The organism is Sphingobium lactosutens, from assembly GCF_013393185.1.
Taxonomy (GTDB): Bacteria; Pseudomonadota; Alphaproteobacteria; order Sphingomonadales; family Sphingomonadaceae; genus Sphingobium; species Sphingobium lactosutens_A.
In genome coordinates this window covers 189,994-203,624 of record NZ_QJQX01000075.1, presented here as the reverse complement: position 1 = coordinate 203,624, position 13,631 = coordinate 189,994, and the positions used below count along the sequence as shown (strand labels likewise).

At 63.3% G+C, this 13,631-nt stretch carries 15 protein-coding genes; 2 read left to right on the top strand and 13 right to left on the bottom strand.

Annotation, left to right across the window (positions count from 1 at the left end; all coding sequences use genetic code 11):
* Positions 1–8 precede the first annotated feature (8 nt).
* Entirely contained in the window at positions 9–821 is an 813-nt protein-coding gene (locus tag DM806_RS21525) for an aldolase/citrate lyase family protein (protein ID WP_179045203.1), read from the bottom strand.
* A 240-nt stretch (positions 822–1,061) separates the two neighbouring features.
* Here DM806_RS21525 and DM806_RS21520 point away from each other — a divergent pair, with 240 nt between their 5' ends.
* Complete coding sequence (locus tag DM806_RS21520; protein ID WP_179045202.1) at positions 1,062–1,661, top strand: M23 family metallopeptidase; 600 nt, start codon at positions 1,062–1,064, stop codon at positions 1,659–1,661.
* Positions 1,662–1,715: 54 nt separating this feature from the next.
* Here the strand turns inward: DM806_RS21520 and DM806_RS21515 are convergent, their stop codons facing one another.
* The 9 genes from DM806_RS21515 to DM806_RS21475 form a co-directional block, all read right to left on the bottom strand.
* Positions 1,716–3,761, bottom strand: a complete 2,046-nt coding sequence (locus tag DM806_RS21515; protein WP_372859686.1) for a DUF3857 domain-containing protein — start codon at positions 3,759–3,761, stop codon at positions 1,716–1,718.
* Positions 3,762–3,919: 158 nt separating this feature from the next.
* Positions 3,920–4,708 carry a ThuA domain-containing protein gene (locus tag DM806_RS21510; protein ID WP_179045201.1) on the bottom strand — a complete coding sequence of 263 codons (789 nt, stop codon included), beginning with the start codon at positions 4,706–4,708 and terminating at the stop codon, positions 3,920–3,922.
* Positions 4,709–4,736: 28 nt separating this feature from the next.
* Complete coding sequence (locus DM806_RS21505; RefSeq protein ID WP_179045200.1) at positions 4,737–4,988, bottom strand: hypothetical protein; 252 nt, start codon at positions 4,986–4,988, stop codon at positions 4,737–4,739.
* 118 nt (positions 4,989–5,106) lie between these two features.
* A complete protein-coding gene (gene trmB, locus DM806_RS21500) occupies positions 5,107–5,814 on the bottom strand; it encodes a tRNA (guanine(46)-N(7))-methyltransferase TrmB (RefSeq protein WP_179045199.1) in 708 nt (235 codons plus the stop codon).
* A gap of 48 nt (positions 5,815–5,862) precedes the next feature.
* Positions 5,863–6,258, bottom strand: a complete 396-nt coding sequence (locus tag DM806_RS21495) for an MAPEG family protein (RefSeq protein WP_179045198.1) — start codon at positions 6,256–6,258, stop codon at positions 5,863–5,865.
* A gap of 68 nt (positions 6,259–6,326) precedes the next feature.
* Positions 6,327–7,079 (bottom strand): TorF family putative porin, encoded by a 753-nt coding sequence (locus tag DM806_RS21490; RefSeq protein ID WP_179045197.1) that lies wholly within the window; start codon positions 7,077–7,079, stop codon positions 6,327–6,329.
* Complete coding sequence (locus DM806_RS21485) at positions 7,066–7,473, bottom strand: hypothetical protein (protein ID WP_179045196.1); 408 nt, start codon at positions 7,471–7,473, stop codon at positions 7,066–7,068. Before DM806_RS21485 ends, DM806_RS21490 begins: the two co-directional genes overlap by 14 nt.
* Positions 7,474–7,716: 243 nt before the next feature.
* On the bottom strand, positions 7,717–8,097 hold the full coding sequence (locus DM806_RS21480) for a hypothetical protein (RefSeq protein ID WP_179045195.1): 381 nt from the start codon (positions 8,095–8,097) through the stop codon (positions 7,717–7,719).
* Between the two features lie 405 nt (positions 8,098–8,502).
* Entirely contained in the window at positions 8,503–9,678 is a 1,176-nt protein-coding gene (locus DM806_RS21475) for a vWA domain-containing protein (RefSeq protein WP_179045194.1), read from the bottom strand.
* A gap of 145 nt (positions 9,679–9,823) precedes the next feature.
* Here DM806_RS21475 and DM806_RS21470 point away from each other — a divergent pair, with 145 nt between their 5' ends.
* Complete coding sequence (locus DM806_RS21470) at positions 9,824–11,188, top strand: methyl-accepting chemotaxis protein (RefSeq protein WP_179045193.1); 1,365 nt, start codon at positions 9,824–9,826, stop codon at positions 11,186–11,188.
* Here the strand turns inward: DM806_RS21470 and DM806_RS21465 are convergent.
* The 3 genes from DM806_RS21465 to DM806_RS21455 form a co-directional block, all read right to left on the bottom strand.
* The gene (locus tag DM806_RS21465) at positions 11,073–12,017 is read right to left on the bottom strand and encodes a DUF817 domain-containing protein (RefSeq protein ID WP_179045192.1); all 945 of its coding nucleotides are present in this window, start codon (positions 12,015–12,017) and stop codon (positions 11,073–11,075) included. The two genes, DM806_RS21470 and DM806_RS21465, sit on opposite strands and share 116 nt — an antisense overlap.
* 41 nt (positions 12,018–12,058) lie before the next feature.
* A complete protein-coding gene (locus DM806_RS21460; protein ID WP_179045241.1) occupies positions 12,059–13,087 on the bottom strand; it encodes a hypothetical protein in 1,029 nt (342 codons plus the stop codon).
* Between the two features lie 91 nt (positions 13,088–13,178).
* Positions 13,179–13,592: a GFA family protein gene (locus DM806_RS21455; RefSeq protein WP_179045191.1), complete on the bottom strand. Its 414-nt coding sequence runs from the start codon at positions 13,590–13,592 to the stop codon at positions 13,179–13,181.
* Positions 13,593–13,631 lie beyond the last annotated feature (39 nt).

Sequence of the window (13,631 nt, the reverse complement as noted above, 5' to 3'; positions counted from 1 at the left end):
AGCGACGGTCAGGCGGCGACGGACTTGATCGGGCCGGCATGGGCGGCCGAGACGCGATCGCGCATCATCCTGATGCGGGCCTGATCCTCCGCGCCGATCGCCTGATAATAGGTCTGCTTGTTTTCCAGCCAGGCCAGTTCGAAGGCCACGGCATTGGCGATGCCATCCTCGAAATCGGCGGATTCGGCGGCAGCGCCGTCGAAGATCACCTTGCGGGTTTCGAAGCGGTCCAGCCGGACCTTGCGGAAGGACCGCAGCGCCGGGGCGGCTTCGACCGCGACCGATCCGCCGACCACCAGGTCGAGATCATTGCTGGCGCAGACCTCCGCCACCCGAAGCACCGCCTGGGTGATTTCCGATGCGTTGATGGCGTTGCGCGGCATGCCGCGCGACAGGGTGAAGTCGACCCGCCCGAAGACGATGCCGTCCAGCCGTGCGCGCGCGATCGGCAGCATCTCGTCCAGCGCCCCCAGCGTCGCTTCGGTTTCCAGGTTGAAGAGGAACTGGGTATCGGTGGGTTCGGCGCCATAGACCTTGTCCCGGGCGTCGGCGAATTTGGACAGCGCATAGGCGGTCTCGACCATGGGCGCGATGATATAGTCGATGCCGTAGAGCCGGGAGGCGAGCAGATCGGAAATCGCCTCGCAGCCGCCGATCTTGAGCGCGACCTTGAGGTCCGCGCGGCGCGCGAGATCGAGCAGGCGCAGCAGTTCGTCGGGACGGGTGCCTTCCGCTTCGAACTCCGCCTTGACGGCGACGACGCCATAATGGTCGCGGCCCTTCTTCAGCATGTCCAGCATCTTGCGTTCGCGGTGGTTCATCTCTCTGTCCCCTATCCGTTATGCGGCATTTCAGGTGTCTTGCGGAATTCGAGACGACGCCGTTCAGAGCAATCCGTGGGGCAAGGCCGAAAATTTTTTGCAGATTTGTAGCGCATTCATGTCGCGCGGATTTTGGCAGAAAATGGCGGATTAGCGTGTGTTTTGGCCGCTTTTCGAAGCCAGCGCGCAAGAACATATTTTTGTCGAACGGATTTTGGCGGCCGACGGCGTCAGCTTGCCATGCAGATGTATTGCGCCTTGGTCGGCGGCCTTCTCGCGGTGCTCATGCCCGCTGCCGAACCATGTATCGGACGGACGCCGATCCCGCCCGTTGCATCGAACTTCGGCGTGCGGCGTGATCCGATCAGCGGGGCCGTGCGGCTGCACAGCGGGATCGATCTCCCGGCGAAAGCGGGCGCGCCCGTCCTGGCCGCCGCTTCGGGCAGGGTCGAATTTTCCGGCTATCGCGGGGGATATGGCATTTTGGTGGAGATCGCGCATGCGGACGGGACGCGCGCCCGCTATGCCCATCTTTCGGCGAGCGAGGTCCGCGCCGGAGAGTGGGTTCCCGCTGCCGCCGTCATCGGCCAGGTCGGGTCCACGGGAAGATCGACCGGACCCCATCTGCACTTCGAATATCGCATCGCCGGCCGGGCCGTCGATCCCTTGCCCTATTTCTCGGACGTCGCACCGCCGGTGGGAAGGAGGCGCCCGAAGCCGGTCGTGCACCGGTCCCAATATTCGGTGCTGCGCTGTCAGGCCGCGCGCGCGGCCATGACGGATGGTCTGTTCGCAACCGGGCTGGACAGCAAGGCGAGGCCGGCCGGTGAATGCGACTGAGCTGATTACGGAATTTGCTGGCGGATGACCGCAAAGGGCCGATGGCAGAAGCCGTTATTCTCGCCGTTCGCTTCCCGGGCTGGCCGCCAGGCACGGCACATTGTCGGCGGTCCAGTCGATATCGAATGTCGTGGGCACGCGCTTCATTGCCGACGCAGCGGCGTTCTTGCCGTTCGGACTGTAGCTTATCCATGCCATGCTGTTGTCGAACAGGGGAAGGCGGCCATTATCGCGCTGCGCTTTTGAGGCGTCCACTTCCTTCTGTTCGATCCGGGCTCCACGGATCATGCGCAGCGAGCCATCATATATGTCGAAGGCGCGGTAATAGGCCCGGCCGAACATCCGGTTATTGATATCGTCCTTGTGCGACCATTGTTCGGCCTTCGTCGTCGATGGGAGGCGAACCGTCGTGACATAACAGTCAAAATTCGGCTTGTTGTAGAATGGCAGCGCCTGGTCCTGCTCCGCCGCGCGTATCCGCTTTTCGGGTGGGCTGAAGCCGCCGCCAGGCAGTGCGAGCGACCTTGCTCCATCGCCATCATCGTCCCAGTCGACGGTGCCGGTGCCGACGACGGTCAATATGCTGGCCTGCGCTTTCACATCATAGCGCCACCGCACATCCTCGATCGTCTGCCAGGTATTGCCGATTGCATTCTGGCGAAAAGCGCTCAGCAGTTGCGCGGGCGTTGCGGCGGAGAATTGGACTTCCTGCTGCAAGCCTTCGATCCCGCGCTTGATCGTGGTGTTCGTGATCCGCGCCGGCTTGTCAAAGCCGGAGCGGGCGTCGATTTCAAAGAGCGTAATCTCGTTCGGGCGTGGCGCCGGCGCCCAGCCCAGTTGTTCAAGACCGCTGCCCTGCCCGGTCAGAGGAAGAACCCATTGATAGGGGATGACCGGTTCGATCGCAGGCGGAGCGACCGCAGGCAGCGTGCCATCAAGCCAGTAGCTTTTCCCGTCGATATGCGCTCGCACCAGCACATGGTCGAACATGCGCGGACTTGGCAGCCGCTCGTCGAGCCCGTCATCCGCGCCACCATTGTTGACCAGCACGGCCTCGGCTTCGACGCCCAGATCGCGCAGCAATGCCAAAAGCAGGGCGGTCTTGGCCTTGCAATCGCCATAGCGCCGTCGCCATGTCTCATCGGCTCCTGCCGGAGTCAGGTTGCCGCCGTTCAGCCCCACATAAATATAGCGAACATCCTGCTGCACCATTTTCAACGCGGCGGCGGCGCGGTCGAGCGGCGTGGCATGTGCGGCAGCGATACGTGCCGCCTCTTGCCTGAGCGGGGAATTGGCGCTCAATCTCGACGCATCGGCGAATAGCGGCGCGAACAGGCGTGATATGCCCTGCCAATCGTCGAAACTGCTATATTCGACCACCCGCTGCCACTGGTAGCGCGGCGGCGCATCCTTGGGAGGCGCCAGCACTGCGGGGTTGTCGAACCGATAGTCGATCGCATTCTTGCCCTGTTCGGCAACCCTCGTCATGTCGCCGGTCATCTTGATGGCGGGCTTGTTTCTTTCCTCCCAGCTCAAGCGGAGATGGTATCGGCCGGGCGCAGGTTCAGGCGCCAAGAGGAGGAGGCCGGCATCATCCTTCCCCAAGGTGGGATCGCTGGCGCGTATAGTCGCGCCGAACTCGATTTCGTCGCCGACCCTCAGGTCGGGTACGCGCAACACGGCAGTCAGATTGCCGTCCAGTCTGGCAGCTTCGAGCTGGTCTTCTCGACGAAGTATCTCGAACGAAGCCTTTTTGAGTATGTCGATGACCTCGCCGTCGCGATGGATCCTGATGACATGCACGACAGGCGAGCCGGCGGCCGGGTTCCAGACGAGCGATAGATTGCCGAGTTGCAGCGCGTTGGGATGCAGAATCCTGATGCGGTAAGCATTGTAGAGCAACTGCCCCCTGTCATCGAGATGGACCTGGCTATCCTGACGACGGATGAATATGGCCCCGGCTGCATCGGCGGGGACCGGCATAGGCTCCGACTGGACTGTCCATTTGGGCGCAGGCCCATTCTGGATCTGGTTGCCAGCGGCATGAGCGATAGTGCCGGCAAGCAGGCTCGCCAGACAGACAGAAATCGTAAAGCGCACAACATCCCCCTAGATTCGCGCCATAATGTCCGTGGCTTTCGAATAAGCAAGTGTTTGATGTTGGCGGCGATTATCGTCCAGCCGCTGTTTGGCGGTTCGATCTGGGCGTTTCAGGTCAGGGCGATGATCCTGGCAGCGGCCCTACACCGCCTGAAGGATCAGCCGACCGGCACAGCCGCCTCGACGCCCCAGGCGATCAGGCGCCGGACGAGGTCCACATAGGTTCCGCTTGCCCATGGACCCGGCTGAACCGGAATTTCGTCGATGAACGGACGAAGGTCATATTTGCCGCAGGCATGGCCGGGCGCCAGATACATCGCTTCACCGGCGCCATGGCGGTGGCGCAGCAATTGGGGGCGAGCGTCATCCGTCAGCCATGGTCCCTCCACATAGCCCGGCGCCTCGCCGGTAAAGCGCGCCTCCAGCAGCACGTCGCATTCGCCGCGCAGTTCCAGAATATAGGGTTCGTCGACGACCTCGAACGGACCGATCCCCTCGGTCACGGGATGCGCGACCGGGCCGGGCGTGATGGCATAGGCTTGCTGGGCCAGATGCGAAACGAACCGCACCCCCAGCAGGTTCATATATGCGGGCTTGAGGTCGGGCGTGTCGGTGAGGCCGGGCAGGTGAATGCCGCCGAGATTGACCGCCGGCGGCTTAAACTGGGTATAGGCGGCGGCGCCATGGATCGCCAGCCAGCGGCCACCGCCTGCCAGGAAAGCGTCGAGCGCGGCGAGAGCTTCGCCTTCGGGAAAGACGTTATTGGTGTAGGTGATCAGGAAATCGGTGTCCGCCAGCGCCGTCCCATCGCCGAAATCCGGAGCGCAGCGTACCCGCAACAGCTCATTTTCGCCCAACAGTTCGAGCAATGTCAGGCGGATGCGGTTCACGTCATGATTTTCGCCGCCGACGATCAGTTCAACCTGCGGCCGTCCATATTTTGCCATATGCTTCCCTCTCCCGATGATGTTCAGCTCACCATGACGCCGCCGTCGACGTTGATCGTCTGCCCGACCACATGATTGCGGGCCGGGGAGGCGAGGCGATCGCGCTCATCCGCATGAGCCTTGTCCAGCCGGCTCCCTTATAGAAGCTGGCGAAATGATCGGCATAGTTGGAAATGGCGAGGTTGACAGATTCGTGACGCTGCTGCTCGACAGCAGTATCGGCGATCGATGGATCAAAAAGCGCATCGATGTCCCGTTTCGCCACCTTTCCCGTCGCCATGGCAGTACATCATGATCCTCTTCGGGTAATCACCATGCGGAAAAGGGGGTATACAACAAGGTAGGGTGGCGTAGGCAGAGTGGCGGAAATCCGGCGTTTTCTGGCGTAAGCCCGCGTGCTATTTTCGCCGGTAACGAAAGTACCAGACTTCATGCCCGATGCGGCGGGCCTTCGCCTCGTAGCGGGTTTCGGGCCAGCCGCCGGGGCGGTTCTGGAAATCCATGGGTTCGCTCGCCAGCCAGTCGAAATCGGGATGGCCGTTCATCACCATCAGCGCCCAGCGCAGATAGACCGGATGGTCGGTGCCGAAGCGGAATTCGCCGCCGGGCTTGAGCTTCCTGGCGATCATCGCGACCGGGCCGGGGTTCATCATCCGGCGCTTGGCGTGGCGCGCCTTGGGCCAGGGGTCGGGATGGAGCAGGTAGACGAAGCTGAGCGCCCCGTCGGGAATGCGGGACAGGACGTCGAGCGCATCGCCCATGTGCAGCCGGACATTGCCGAGCGCCTGGTCGCGGACATGCCCAAGCGCCTGGACGACGCCATTCAGGAACGGCTCGCAACCGATAAAGCCATGATCGGGCAGCATGTCGGCGCGATAGGCCATATGCTCGCCGCCACCGAAGCCGATTTCGAAATGGAGCGGGCGGTCCCCATGCGAACTTGGGCCGAACAGGTTCGCGGCGGTCACTTCGCCTTCCGCTGGTACCGAGATGGCCGGGAGCAAGGTATCGACCAGTTCCTGCTGGCCCTTGCGGAGCTTCGGCCCCGACTGGCGGCCATAGAGGCGGTTGAGGGTCGTGGGATCGCCGGATTTATGCGCAGTCATGGGGCGCGCGCTTAGCGGGGCAGGCGGCGCGGGGCAAGCGCGCCGATGTCAGAAGCTGAGCAGCGGCCACAACACCATCAGCAGGCCGACGAGGCTGGCGAGGAAGAAGAGGGTTCGCACGGCCGGCACGCCGAAGCCGTAAAGCGGCAGGTAGACGATGCGCGCGGCGAGCCAGATCCAGCCGCCCAGCGCCGTCCATTCGCTGGTCCGCGTCGTAATCACCACCCCTATCAGCGCGACGATGGCGATCGGCAGCGTCTCCACATAATTGGCCTGTGCGCGGGAAAGGCGGCCGGCGAGCGGGTTCATCGGCGGCAGATTCTCGTCGCGGGCGCCCATGTTCCATTTGGTGCCATATTGCTTCGTCTTCACATGTGCGGCGGCGAAGATGTGGACGAGGAGCAGGATCATGCCCCAAGCGAGAATCGTCAGTTCCACAGGCATGTGTTGCTCCCCCTCCGGTTAGAGGGGGAAGTTATGCCAAGACGGCAAAGGCAGCAACATATGTCCGTTCAGAGGGTGAAGCCGACCCTTGCGATCAGGCTGGCGCCCGCATGAGCGCTGTCGGGTGCGTCGATGTCGGTATCGGCATAGCGCAGGCCGGCGGACCAGCGGCCCTGATACCAATCGAGCGCGACGCCATGATCCCAATAGGCGCCGGCAGGGCGCAGGCGGGCGGCGCGGAGCGGATCGCGCACATCGCCCGAGGAGCGGCCGACATGGCCCGACAGGGTGAAGGGCGTGCCGGGAATGGCGAGCGCGCTAGCCCCCGAGACATAGAGATTGTCGCCGCCGATGGCGGACTGGCGTGGGGCGTAGCGGGCGCCAAGATCGATGCTGGCCGGGCCGAGCGCGAACCCGGCGATCGCGCCGACTTCGCCATAGCCCCAACCTCCATCATGGGCGTGGGAGGCGCCGGGGAAGATGTGGTAGCGGCCCTCCGCGGTCAGGCGGAAGCCGCCCCACTGCCTAGCATAGGTGGCGCCAAGGTCGAGCACGGCGTCGGCGCCGCCATGCCGATCGCTGCCCCGGAGCGTCGTGGCCGTGCCGTCGAGGCTGAAGCCTTGCGCGACGGGTACGGAGATGCTGCCGCGCAGCACCGGGTCGCCATCGCTCCAGCTGAGGCCGCGGCGGCGTTCGTCGCTGGCGGCTTCAAGGGAAATGGTCGGGCCGGCCGCATATTGGGCGGCGGCCGGAACGGCATGGCCAGCGAGCAGAAATGCTCCCAGCCATGCCAGGCGGCAGAAACGATCAGTTGGATGCAAGATTACGTACCGAGTCCAGTTCAGCCAGAAGGGGCGCGCGATCGGCCTGCGCCACCGCGACCAGATGCGCCTCTATCTTTTCCTGATGCTGGGCAAGGTTGCGCTCGCCCGAATTGCGACCGGGCGTGCAGGCGCCGGCTTCGCTGCCCGAAAAACGCTTGTCGGTGGCGATGGTGCGGGCCAGCGCCGGGCCGTGGTCCAGCTTGCGGTCGACGACGATGGTCGCGGTCCACTGGCAACGCTGGGCGTCCATGCGGTTGGGGGTCTTGGCGCCCACCGTCTTGGTGCGCATTTCCGCACGGGCAGTGTAGGTCGCGCCGACCTGCTGGCCATGATGTTCTATGGAAACGCTGTGTGACGCGGCTGCGGCCGCGAGGGCGATAATCAAACTCATGTCATTCTCCTGCTTGCGACGCCGCACTTTGCTGTTCGGTCGTCGAATGCGGATTTAGGTTTCCTATGTTGCCGCTTGTTTGCTGGTTGATGAGGAATGGCGACTTGGAGGTCGGCGGGCGGTTCGTCACGGTTGCGCGCCTTGCCGCGGCGACGCGCATCCTCGATCAAGAAGTGACGGTGAAATTGGGGTGGTAAGTGGACTGTCTGCTTTTGAGAACGTATTGATAGAAAGCAGTCGCTGTCAAAACTGTATGAGGCGAGCTGTGTCTTCTATGCCTCTCACAATTTTTCGACCGCAAGCTACGGGCAGCTTTTTTTGGCAATCATACTCCTTCTCGAAAAGATATTTTTCATTCCAGAAGTATGTCACTCTTAACCCGTCTCTATTTCCAGAAGCCTTATCAATGTTAGCGATAAGGACCGTCTCGCCGTCCACGTTAATTGTTACAATTTTAGATCGCATAATCCCGAAAAATATAGCATTTGATAGCTCATCGCCGACGACAACAGCTTTCCCATAATTAATCGTAACGGGCATGCCGGGGCGATTTTGTGCAATAGCTTCTCCTGTTATTATTAAGAAAAGCCCAGCCAGAGCAGCCGATCTTAATAATTTTTGCATTTCCGCTCCCGTCAGCTTTCGGGCATCCTGATCCGGAGAATAAAGGTCCGCAAGTGGTCGTTATGAGCTGAGCATCATTTGGGTGGCACCTTCCGAAATGCTATCCAAGTGCACAACGCATAGAAAAATATAACTGTGCCAAAAACCAGCATGGCCGATTTAAACTTGCTTGCTCCACAATCTGCGCTTTGGCTGCAATCACCGAGCAGAGGCAAACTTGCAAGCAGTAACCCTGCGCAAAGCCAAAATTTGGTCCACTTGAAAAATCCTGATTTGGGCGCTGGCATCTGTGGTCCCTCCGTCCGCTTAGCGATGCAGCTACAACATTAGAAAATGACTGCAACTGGTCGCTTCAAGACTCTGATCCGCCCACGTTCGACCGTCGGTGTTGCCCGTCCCTCGGTTTCACCGCTTGCGCGTCAGTTCGCGCATTGCGGCGTCGATACCCTCGATCGTCAGCGGATACATGCGGTCGTTCATCAGCTCGCGGATGATCCGGGTCGACTGGCTGTAGCCCCAATGCGCCTCCGACGCCGGGTTGAGCCAGACGGCGGCGGGGTATGTGTGGGTGACGCGCTGGAGCCAGACGGCGCCGGCTTCCTCGTTCATATGTTCGACCGATCCGCCCGGATGGCTGATTTCATAGGGGCTCATCGCGGCGTCGCCGACGAAGATCACCTTATAGTCGTGGCCATATTTGTGGAGGATGTCCCAGGTCGGGGTGCGCTCCGAAAAGCGGCGGCGATTATCCTTCCACACGCCTTCGTAGAGGCAGTTGTGGAAGTAGAAAAATTCCATATTCTTGAATTCGCCGGTCGCGGCGGAGAAAAGTTCCTCGCACAACGTGATGAACGGGTCCATCGATCCGCCCACGTCGAGAAACAGCAGCAGCTTGACCGCATTATGCCGTTCGGGGCGCATGCGGATGTCGAGCCAGCCCTGCCGCGCGGTGCCGCGGATGGTTTCGTCGAGGTCCAGCTCGTCGGCCGCGCCTTCCCGCGCGAAGCGGCGCAGGCGGCGCAGCGCGACCTTGATATTGCGGGTGCCGAGCTGCTTCGTGCTGTCGAGATTGGCGAATTCGCGCTTTTCCCAGACCTTGATCGCGCGCTTGTGGCGGCTCTCGCCGCCGATCCGCACGCCTTCCGGATTGTAGCCGCCATGGCCGAAGGGGGACGTGCCGCCGGTGCCGATCCATTTGTTGCCGCCCTGGTGCCGGCCCGTCTGCTCCTCCAGCCGTTCCTTCAGCGTCTTCATGATCTCGTCCCAGTCGCCCAGCGACTTGATCTTCTCCATCTCCTCCGGGCTGAGATATTTTTCCGCCACGAGCCGCAGCCATTCTTCGGGTATCTCGGCCTCGACCCCGTCCTGGCCCAGCACGCCCTTGAACACCCGGGCAAAGACCTGGTCGAAGCGGTCGAGCAGCCCTTCGTCCTTCACATAGGTGGCGCGGGCGAGATAATAGAAATCCTCGGGCCGCCGGGCGATGACGTCGCGGTCCAGCGCTTCGAGCAGCAGCAGATGTTCCTTGATGCTGGCGTTGATGCCGGCGGCGCGGAGCGCATCGAGAAAGTTGAGCAGCATGGCCGCCTTGTCGGGCAGGCGGGGACGGGATGCAAGCCGTCGCTGGGATCGGGGGTTGTCCGAATATTAAGTGTTGCAGTGCATGGTTAATCCGTCATCATCCTGCAACAAAGACAGCGGCGGGGCGCATTTGGAAAACAGGGACTTGTTGGCCGACCTCGGGGAAAGGTCGGGCGACATCGCATTGCAGTGCAGCGAGACGGCTGGATATCTGGGCGAGGTCAATCGTCGGATCCAGGGCGACGCGGCGCGCCTGATCGACTTGCAGGCCCATATGGACCGTCTGGCGGAGAGCCAGGGGGAAAGCGTCGCGGCGGCGCGGGAATTGAGCCTGACCGCGCGTCGCGCCGGCCAGATCGTCGCTGACGGTCATGCAGTGATAGGCCTGTCGCTGGGCGAGGTCGCGGGGCTGGTCGAGCATGTCACGGGCCTGGAAGGGCATTTGCGGCAATTCCTGTCGGTGATCGAGGCGGTCGGCTCGATTTCGGAGGATTTGGGCGCGATCGCGCGGCAGACGCGGCTGCTGGGCATCAATGCCGCGATCGAGGCGACGCGCGGCGGGGAGCGGGCGCAGGGCTTTGCCGTGGTGGCCGAGGAAATCCGACGGCTGGCGGGGCAGGCGGGGGAATCCGCCGCGACGGTCGGCGACAAGCTGGGCCAGCTGGACCGCGACGCGCGGCGGCTGATCGGCGGGGTGGAGGCCAATATCGTGCGTGGGCGCGAGGCCGGAACCCATATCGACCAGTTGCGCATGAGCATGGCGGAAATAGCGTCGCTGGTGACGCAGTTCGGCGACCGATCGGAGACGATCGTGGCGTGCACTGACGCCGCCGATCAGGACGTGGCGGCGTTGCGCCATGGGCTGGGCGATTTCAGCCGCTCATCGGGCGAGAGCGCGGCACGGGTCGATGCGGCGCGCGTGCAGCTGGACGGATTGGAGGGGATGGCGAACGCCATGCTCAACACCACCGCCCATGGGCCGCAGGCGACGCGCAACAGCCGCTATATCGCGCTGGCCGAGGAAGGGGCTGACGAGGCGCGGGCGTTGATCGAGGGCGCGCTGCGCGGCGGGCAGTTGAGTGTCGATGCGCTGTTCGATACGGATTATCGCCGGATCGACGGGTCGGAACCGGCGCAATATAGGAACGGCTTCACCGCTTTTGCCGACACTGTGCTGCGGCCCGCGCTGGACCGGCATACGGCGCAGGACAGGGCGGTGGTCGGCTGTTGCTTGATCGACATGAACGGCTATCTTCCCACCCATATCAGCGCGCGCAGCCAGCCGCAGCGTCCCGGCGCGCGCGACTGGAATATGGAACATGCGCGCAACCGGCAGATATTCATGGACAGCCAGACCCGCCGCGCGCTGGACGGGGCGGGGGACTTCTTCCTCTTCACCTATCGGCAGGATCTGGGCGAGGGCCGCTATCGCGCGCTGCGCAGCGTGTTCGTGCCTCTGGTGTTCGCCGGGCGGCGCTGGGGCCTGTATGAGGTCGGCTATCTGATCTGATGCCGTGGATCAGCGACACGAGCACGAAGGAAATGATCATCAGCAGATACCAGCTGCCCAGCTTGGCGAGGCCGACCATCTGCCAGCCAAGACGCTGGTCGGGATAGGTCCAGGCATTGGCGAAGGTGCCGATATTCTCCGCAAACCAGATGAACAGCGCGACGAGGAAGAAGCCGACGAGCAGCGGCATGCGGCGCGGTTCGCGCCATGGGGTGTAGATGATCCAGCTCCGGCCGAAGAGCAGGATCGCCGCCGCGAACAGGGCGATGCGGATGTCGGGCAGCCAGTGATGGGCGAAGAAATTCACATAGATGGCGACCGCCAGCAGCACCGTGGCCCAGACCGGCGGATAATGGGTGAAGCGGAACCCGAAAATGCGCCAGATGCGCGCGATGTAACTGCCGACCGCCGCGTACATGAAGCCGGAGAAAAGCGGGACCGGGCCGACATGGAGCAGGCTGGCCTCGGGATAGATCCATGATCCCGCATGGGTCTTGAACAATTCCATGATCGTGCCGATCAGGTGGAAGGCGAAGATGACCTTTGCCTCGCTCCAGCTTTCAAGGCGGAAGGCAAGCATCGCGGCCTGAATGGCGAGCGCGGCGAGCGTCAGGACATCATAGCGATGGAGCGGTGCATCGGCCGGATAGAAGAGATGCGTCGCCAGCAGCAGCGCCAGCATCAGTCCGCCGAACAGGCACGCCCAGCCCTGCTTGAAGCCGAAGAGGAGAAATTCGAACGCCCATGCCTGCGGGCCGGGGGCGATGCGGATCGCTTCCAGCCGGGCGCGGATGCGGGCGAAGCGGGTCGCACCCGATGCCTTGATCATGATGGACGTCTAGAACGGCTCTGGCGGCAGGGGAAGGGCGATCAGCGGCCGCGTGCGGCCTGCATCGTCACCTGACCATTGGCGGCATAGGTGGCGACGGCCTGCGCCTGCGCGGTCTGGCTGTCCTTGCCATCGAGGATCGCGGCGATCTGGCGCGGGCTGGGCACCTTGTCATAGGTGCCGTAAAGGTCCGTCTGGCCGACCATGTGGATGGAGAGCTGATAGCCCGGCGCATCTTTGGCCGGATCGAAGGCGAGGACGGTGCCACTGTCGTCGACCGGTACGATGATCGCGCCGTCGCTACGCCCGGCCTGTTGGAGCATGTCGTAGCGGCCCTCCGCCGTGGTCACGGTGCCGCGCACGCAGAGCGCATCCTTGCCCTCGCGTGGGATGCGGACGTCCTGCGGGATGGCTCGTTCGGCCGGGTTTGCCTTTGCCAGCTGCGCGTCGCCTGCATCGGCGGCCGGACAGGCGCTAAATGTCGCGGGGGCAGTGGCGTGGAGCGACGCGGCATCGTCGAAGGCGAGGCCGGACAGCATGCCATCGAGGCCAGCCAGCACTTCGGCGCGGCGTTCGGTCGGGCCGGTGACGCGGATCTTGGCGATCCAGCGCCCGGCATGGACGAAGCCCGCCGCCGTGGTCAGTGCGCCGTCAGCGGCATCGTCATACACGGCGCGGATGGCGCGATCCGCCTGGCCGGCGGCGGGGGCGCTGGCATAGGCGGTGCGGCGGGTCTGGTTGCCGAACCGCTCCATGATCGCCTTGTCGGTCATATAGGCCGCAAGCGAGGCGTCGGCATAGGTCGGCATATAGACATAAAGGGTCGCCTGGACGGCGCCGTCCTCGGACAGATATTGGGCGTAATTGTCGATCGCGCGGCCGCCATTGGAGGCTTCGCCGCTCTTGCTGAGCGAGAGGCCGGCGACGGTCTGGGGCAGGCTGATCCCGGCGGCATTGGCGCGGATAGCATCCGCCCTGGGTGTCCAGGCTTCGGCTTCTTCAGCACTGGCCAGCGACGGCACGGCCAGCGACAGGACGGCAGACAACAGGAACAACGCGCGCTTGGGCATCAGCATCCCTCTCCAGATCAAACCGTCTTGGCGCGGCCTTGAACTATGACAGGAAGGCTACAGACTATCCCGCAGCGCGCAAGCGTCTAATTCACGCCACCGGCGGGATTTGCGCGGGATAATGCGGCAACGCGGGATCATGATGCGCCCAGTCGGGGGCAGCGTCGGTCCAGATCACCGCCTGCGGCCCGATGAGCGAGGGGTCGTCCAGCGCACCGGCGCGGATGAAGGTCAGATGCGGCCGCGATTCGGCCATGCTGAACAGCGGCGTGCCGCAGGTCGGGCAGAAGCCCCGCTTCATGGCATTGCCGCTGTCGGCGACGCTGTCATGCCAGCGCACCTCGCCGGTGGTGGTGACATGCTCGGTCGGAAAGCAGACATTCACTGTCGCCGACCCGCCGCCCAAATATTGGCACAGGCGGCACCAGCACATGCGGGCGGCCATCGGCTCTGCGTCGATCGAGATGCGGACGGCGCCGCACAGGCATCCGGCGGTGTGGGGCATGGGGAGGCTTCCTCGGCAACGGAGGTTGTTGGTTGCGTC

Coding starts and splice junctions, on each gene's coding strand:
- DM806_RS21525 (WP_179045203.1), bottom strand. CDS start 821: ATGAACCACCGCGAACGCAAGATGCTGGACATGCTGAAGAAGGGCCGC.
- DM806_RS21520 (WP_179045202.1), top strand. CDS start 1,062: ATGCAGATGTATTGCGCCTTGGTCGGCGGCCTTCTCGCGGTGCTCATG.
- DM806_RS21510 (WP_179045201.1), bottom strand. CDS start 4,708: ATGGCAAAATATGGACGGCCGCAGGTTGAACTGATCGTCGGCGGCGAA.
- DM806_RS21505 (WP_179045200.1), bottom strand. CDS start 4,988: ATGGCGACGGGAAAGGTGGCGAAACGGGACATCGATGCGCTTTTTGAT.
- trmB (WP_179045199.1), bottom strand. CDS start 5,814: ATGACTGCGCATAAATCCGGCGATCCCACGACCCTCAACCGCCTCTAT.
- DM806_RS21495 (WP_179045198.1), bottom strand. CDS start 6,258: ATGCCTGTGGAACTGACGATTCTCGCTTGGGGCATGATCCTGCTCCTC.
- DM806_RS21485 (WP_179045196.1), bottom strand. CDS start 7,473: ATGAGTTTGATTATCGCCCTCGCGGCCGCAGCCGCGTCACACAGCGTT.
- DM806_RS21480 (WP_179045195.1), bottom strand. CDS start 8,097: ATGCAAAAATTATTAAGATCGGCTGCTCTGGCTGGGCTTTTCTTAATA.
- DM806_RS21475 (WP_179045194.1), bottom strand. CDS start 9,678: ATGCTGCTCAACTTTCTCGATGCGCTCCGCGCCGCCGGCATCAACGCC.
- DM806_RS21465 (WP_179045192.1), bottom strand. CDS start 12,017: ATGATCAAGGCATCGGGTGCGACCCGCTTCGCCCGCATCCGCGCCCGG.
- DM806_RS21460 (WP_179045241.1), bottom strand. CDS start 13,087: ATGCCCAAGCGCGCGTTGTTCCTGTTGTCTGCCGTCCTGTCGCTGGCC.
- DM806_RS21455 (WP_179045191.1), bottom strand. CDS start 13,592: ATGCCCCACACCGCCGGATGCCTGTGCGGCGCCGTCCGCATCTCGATC.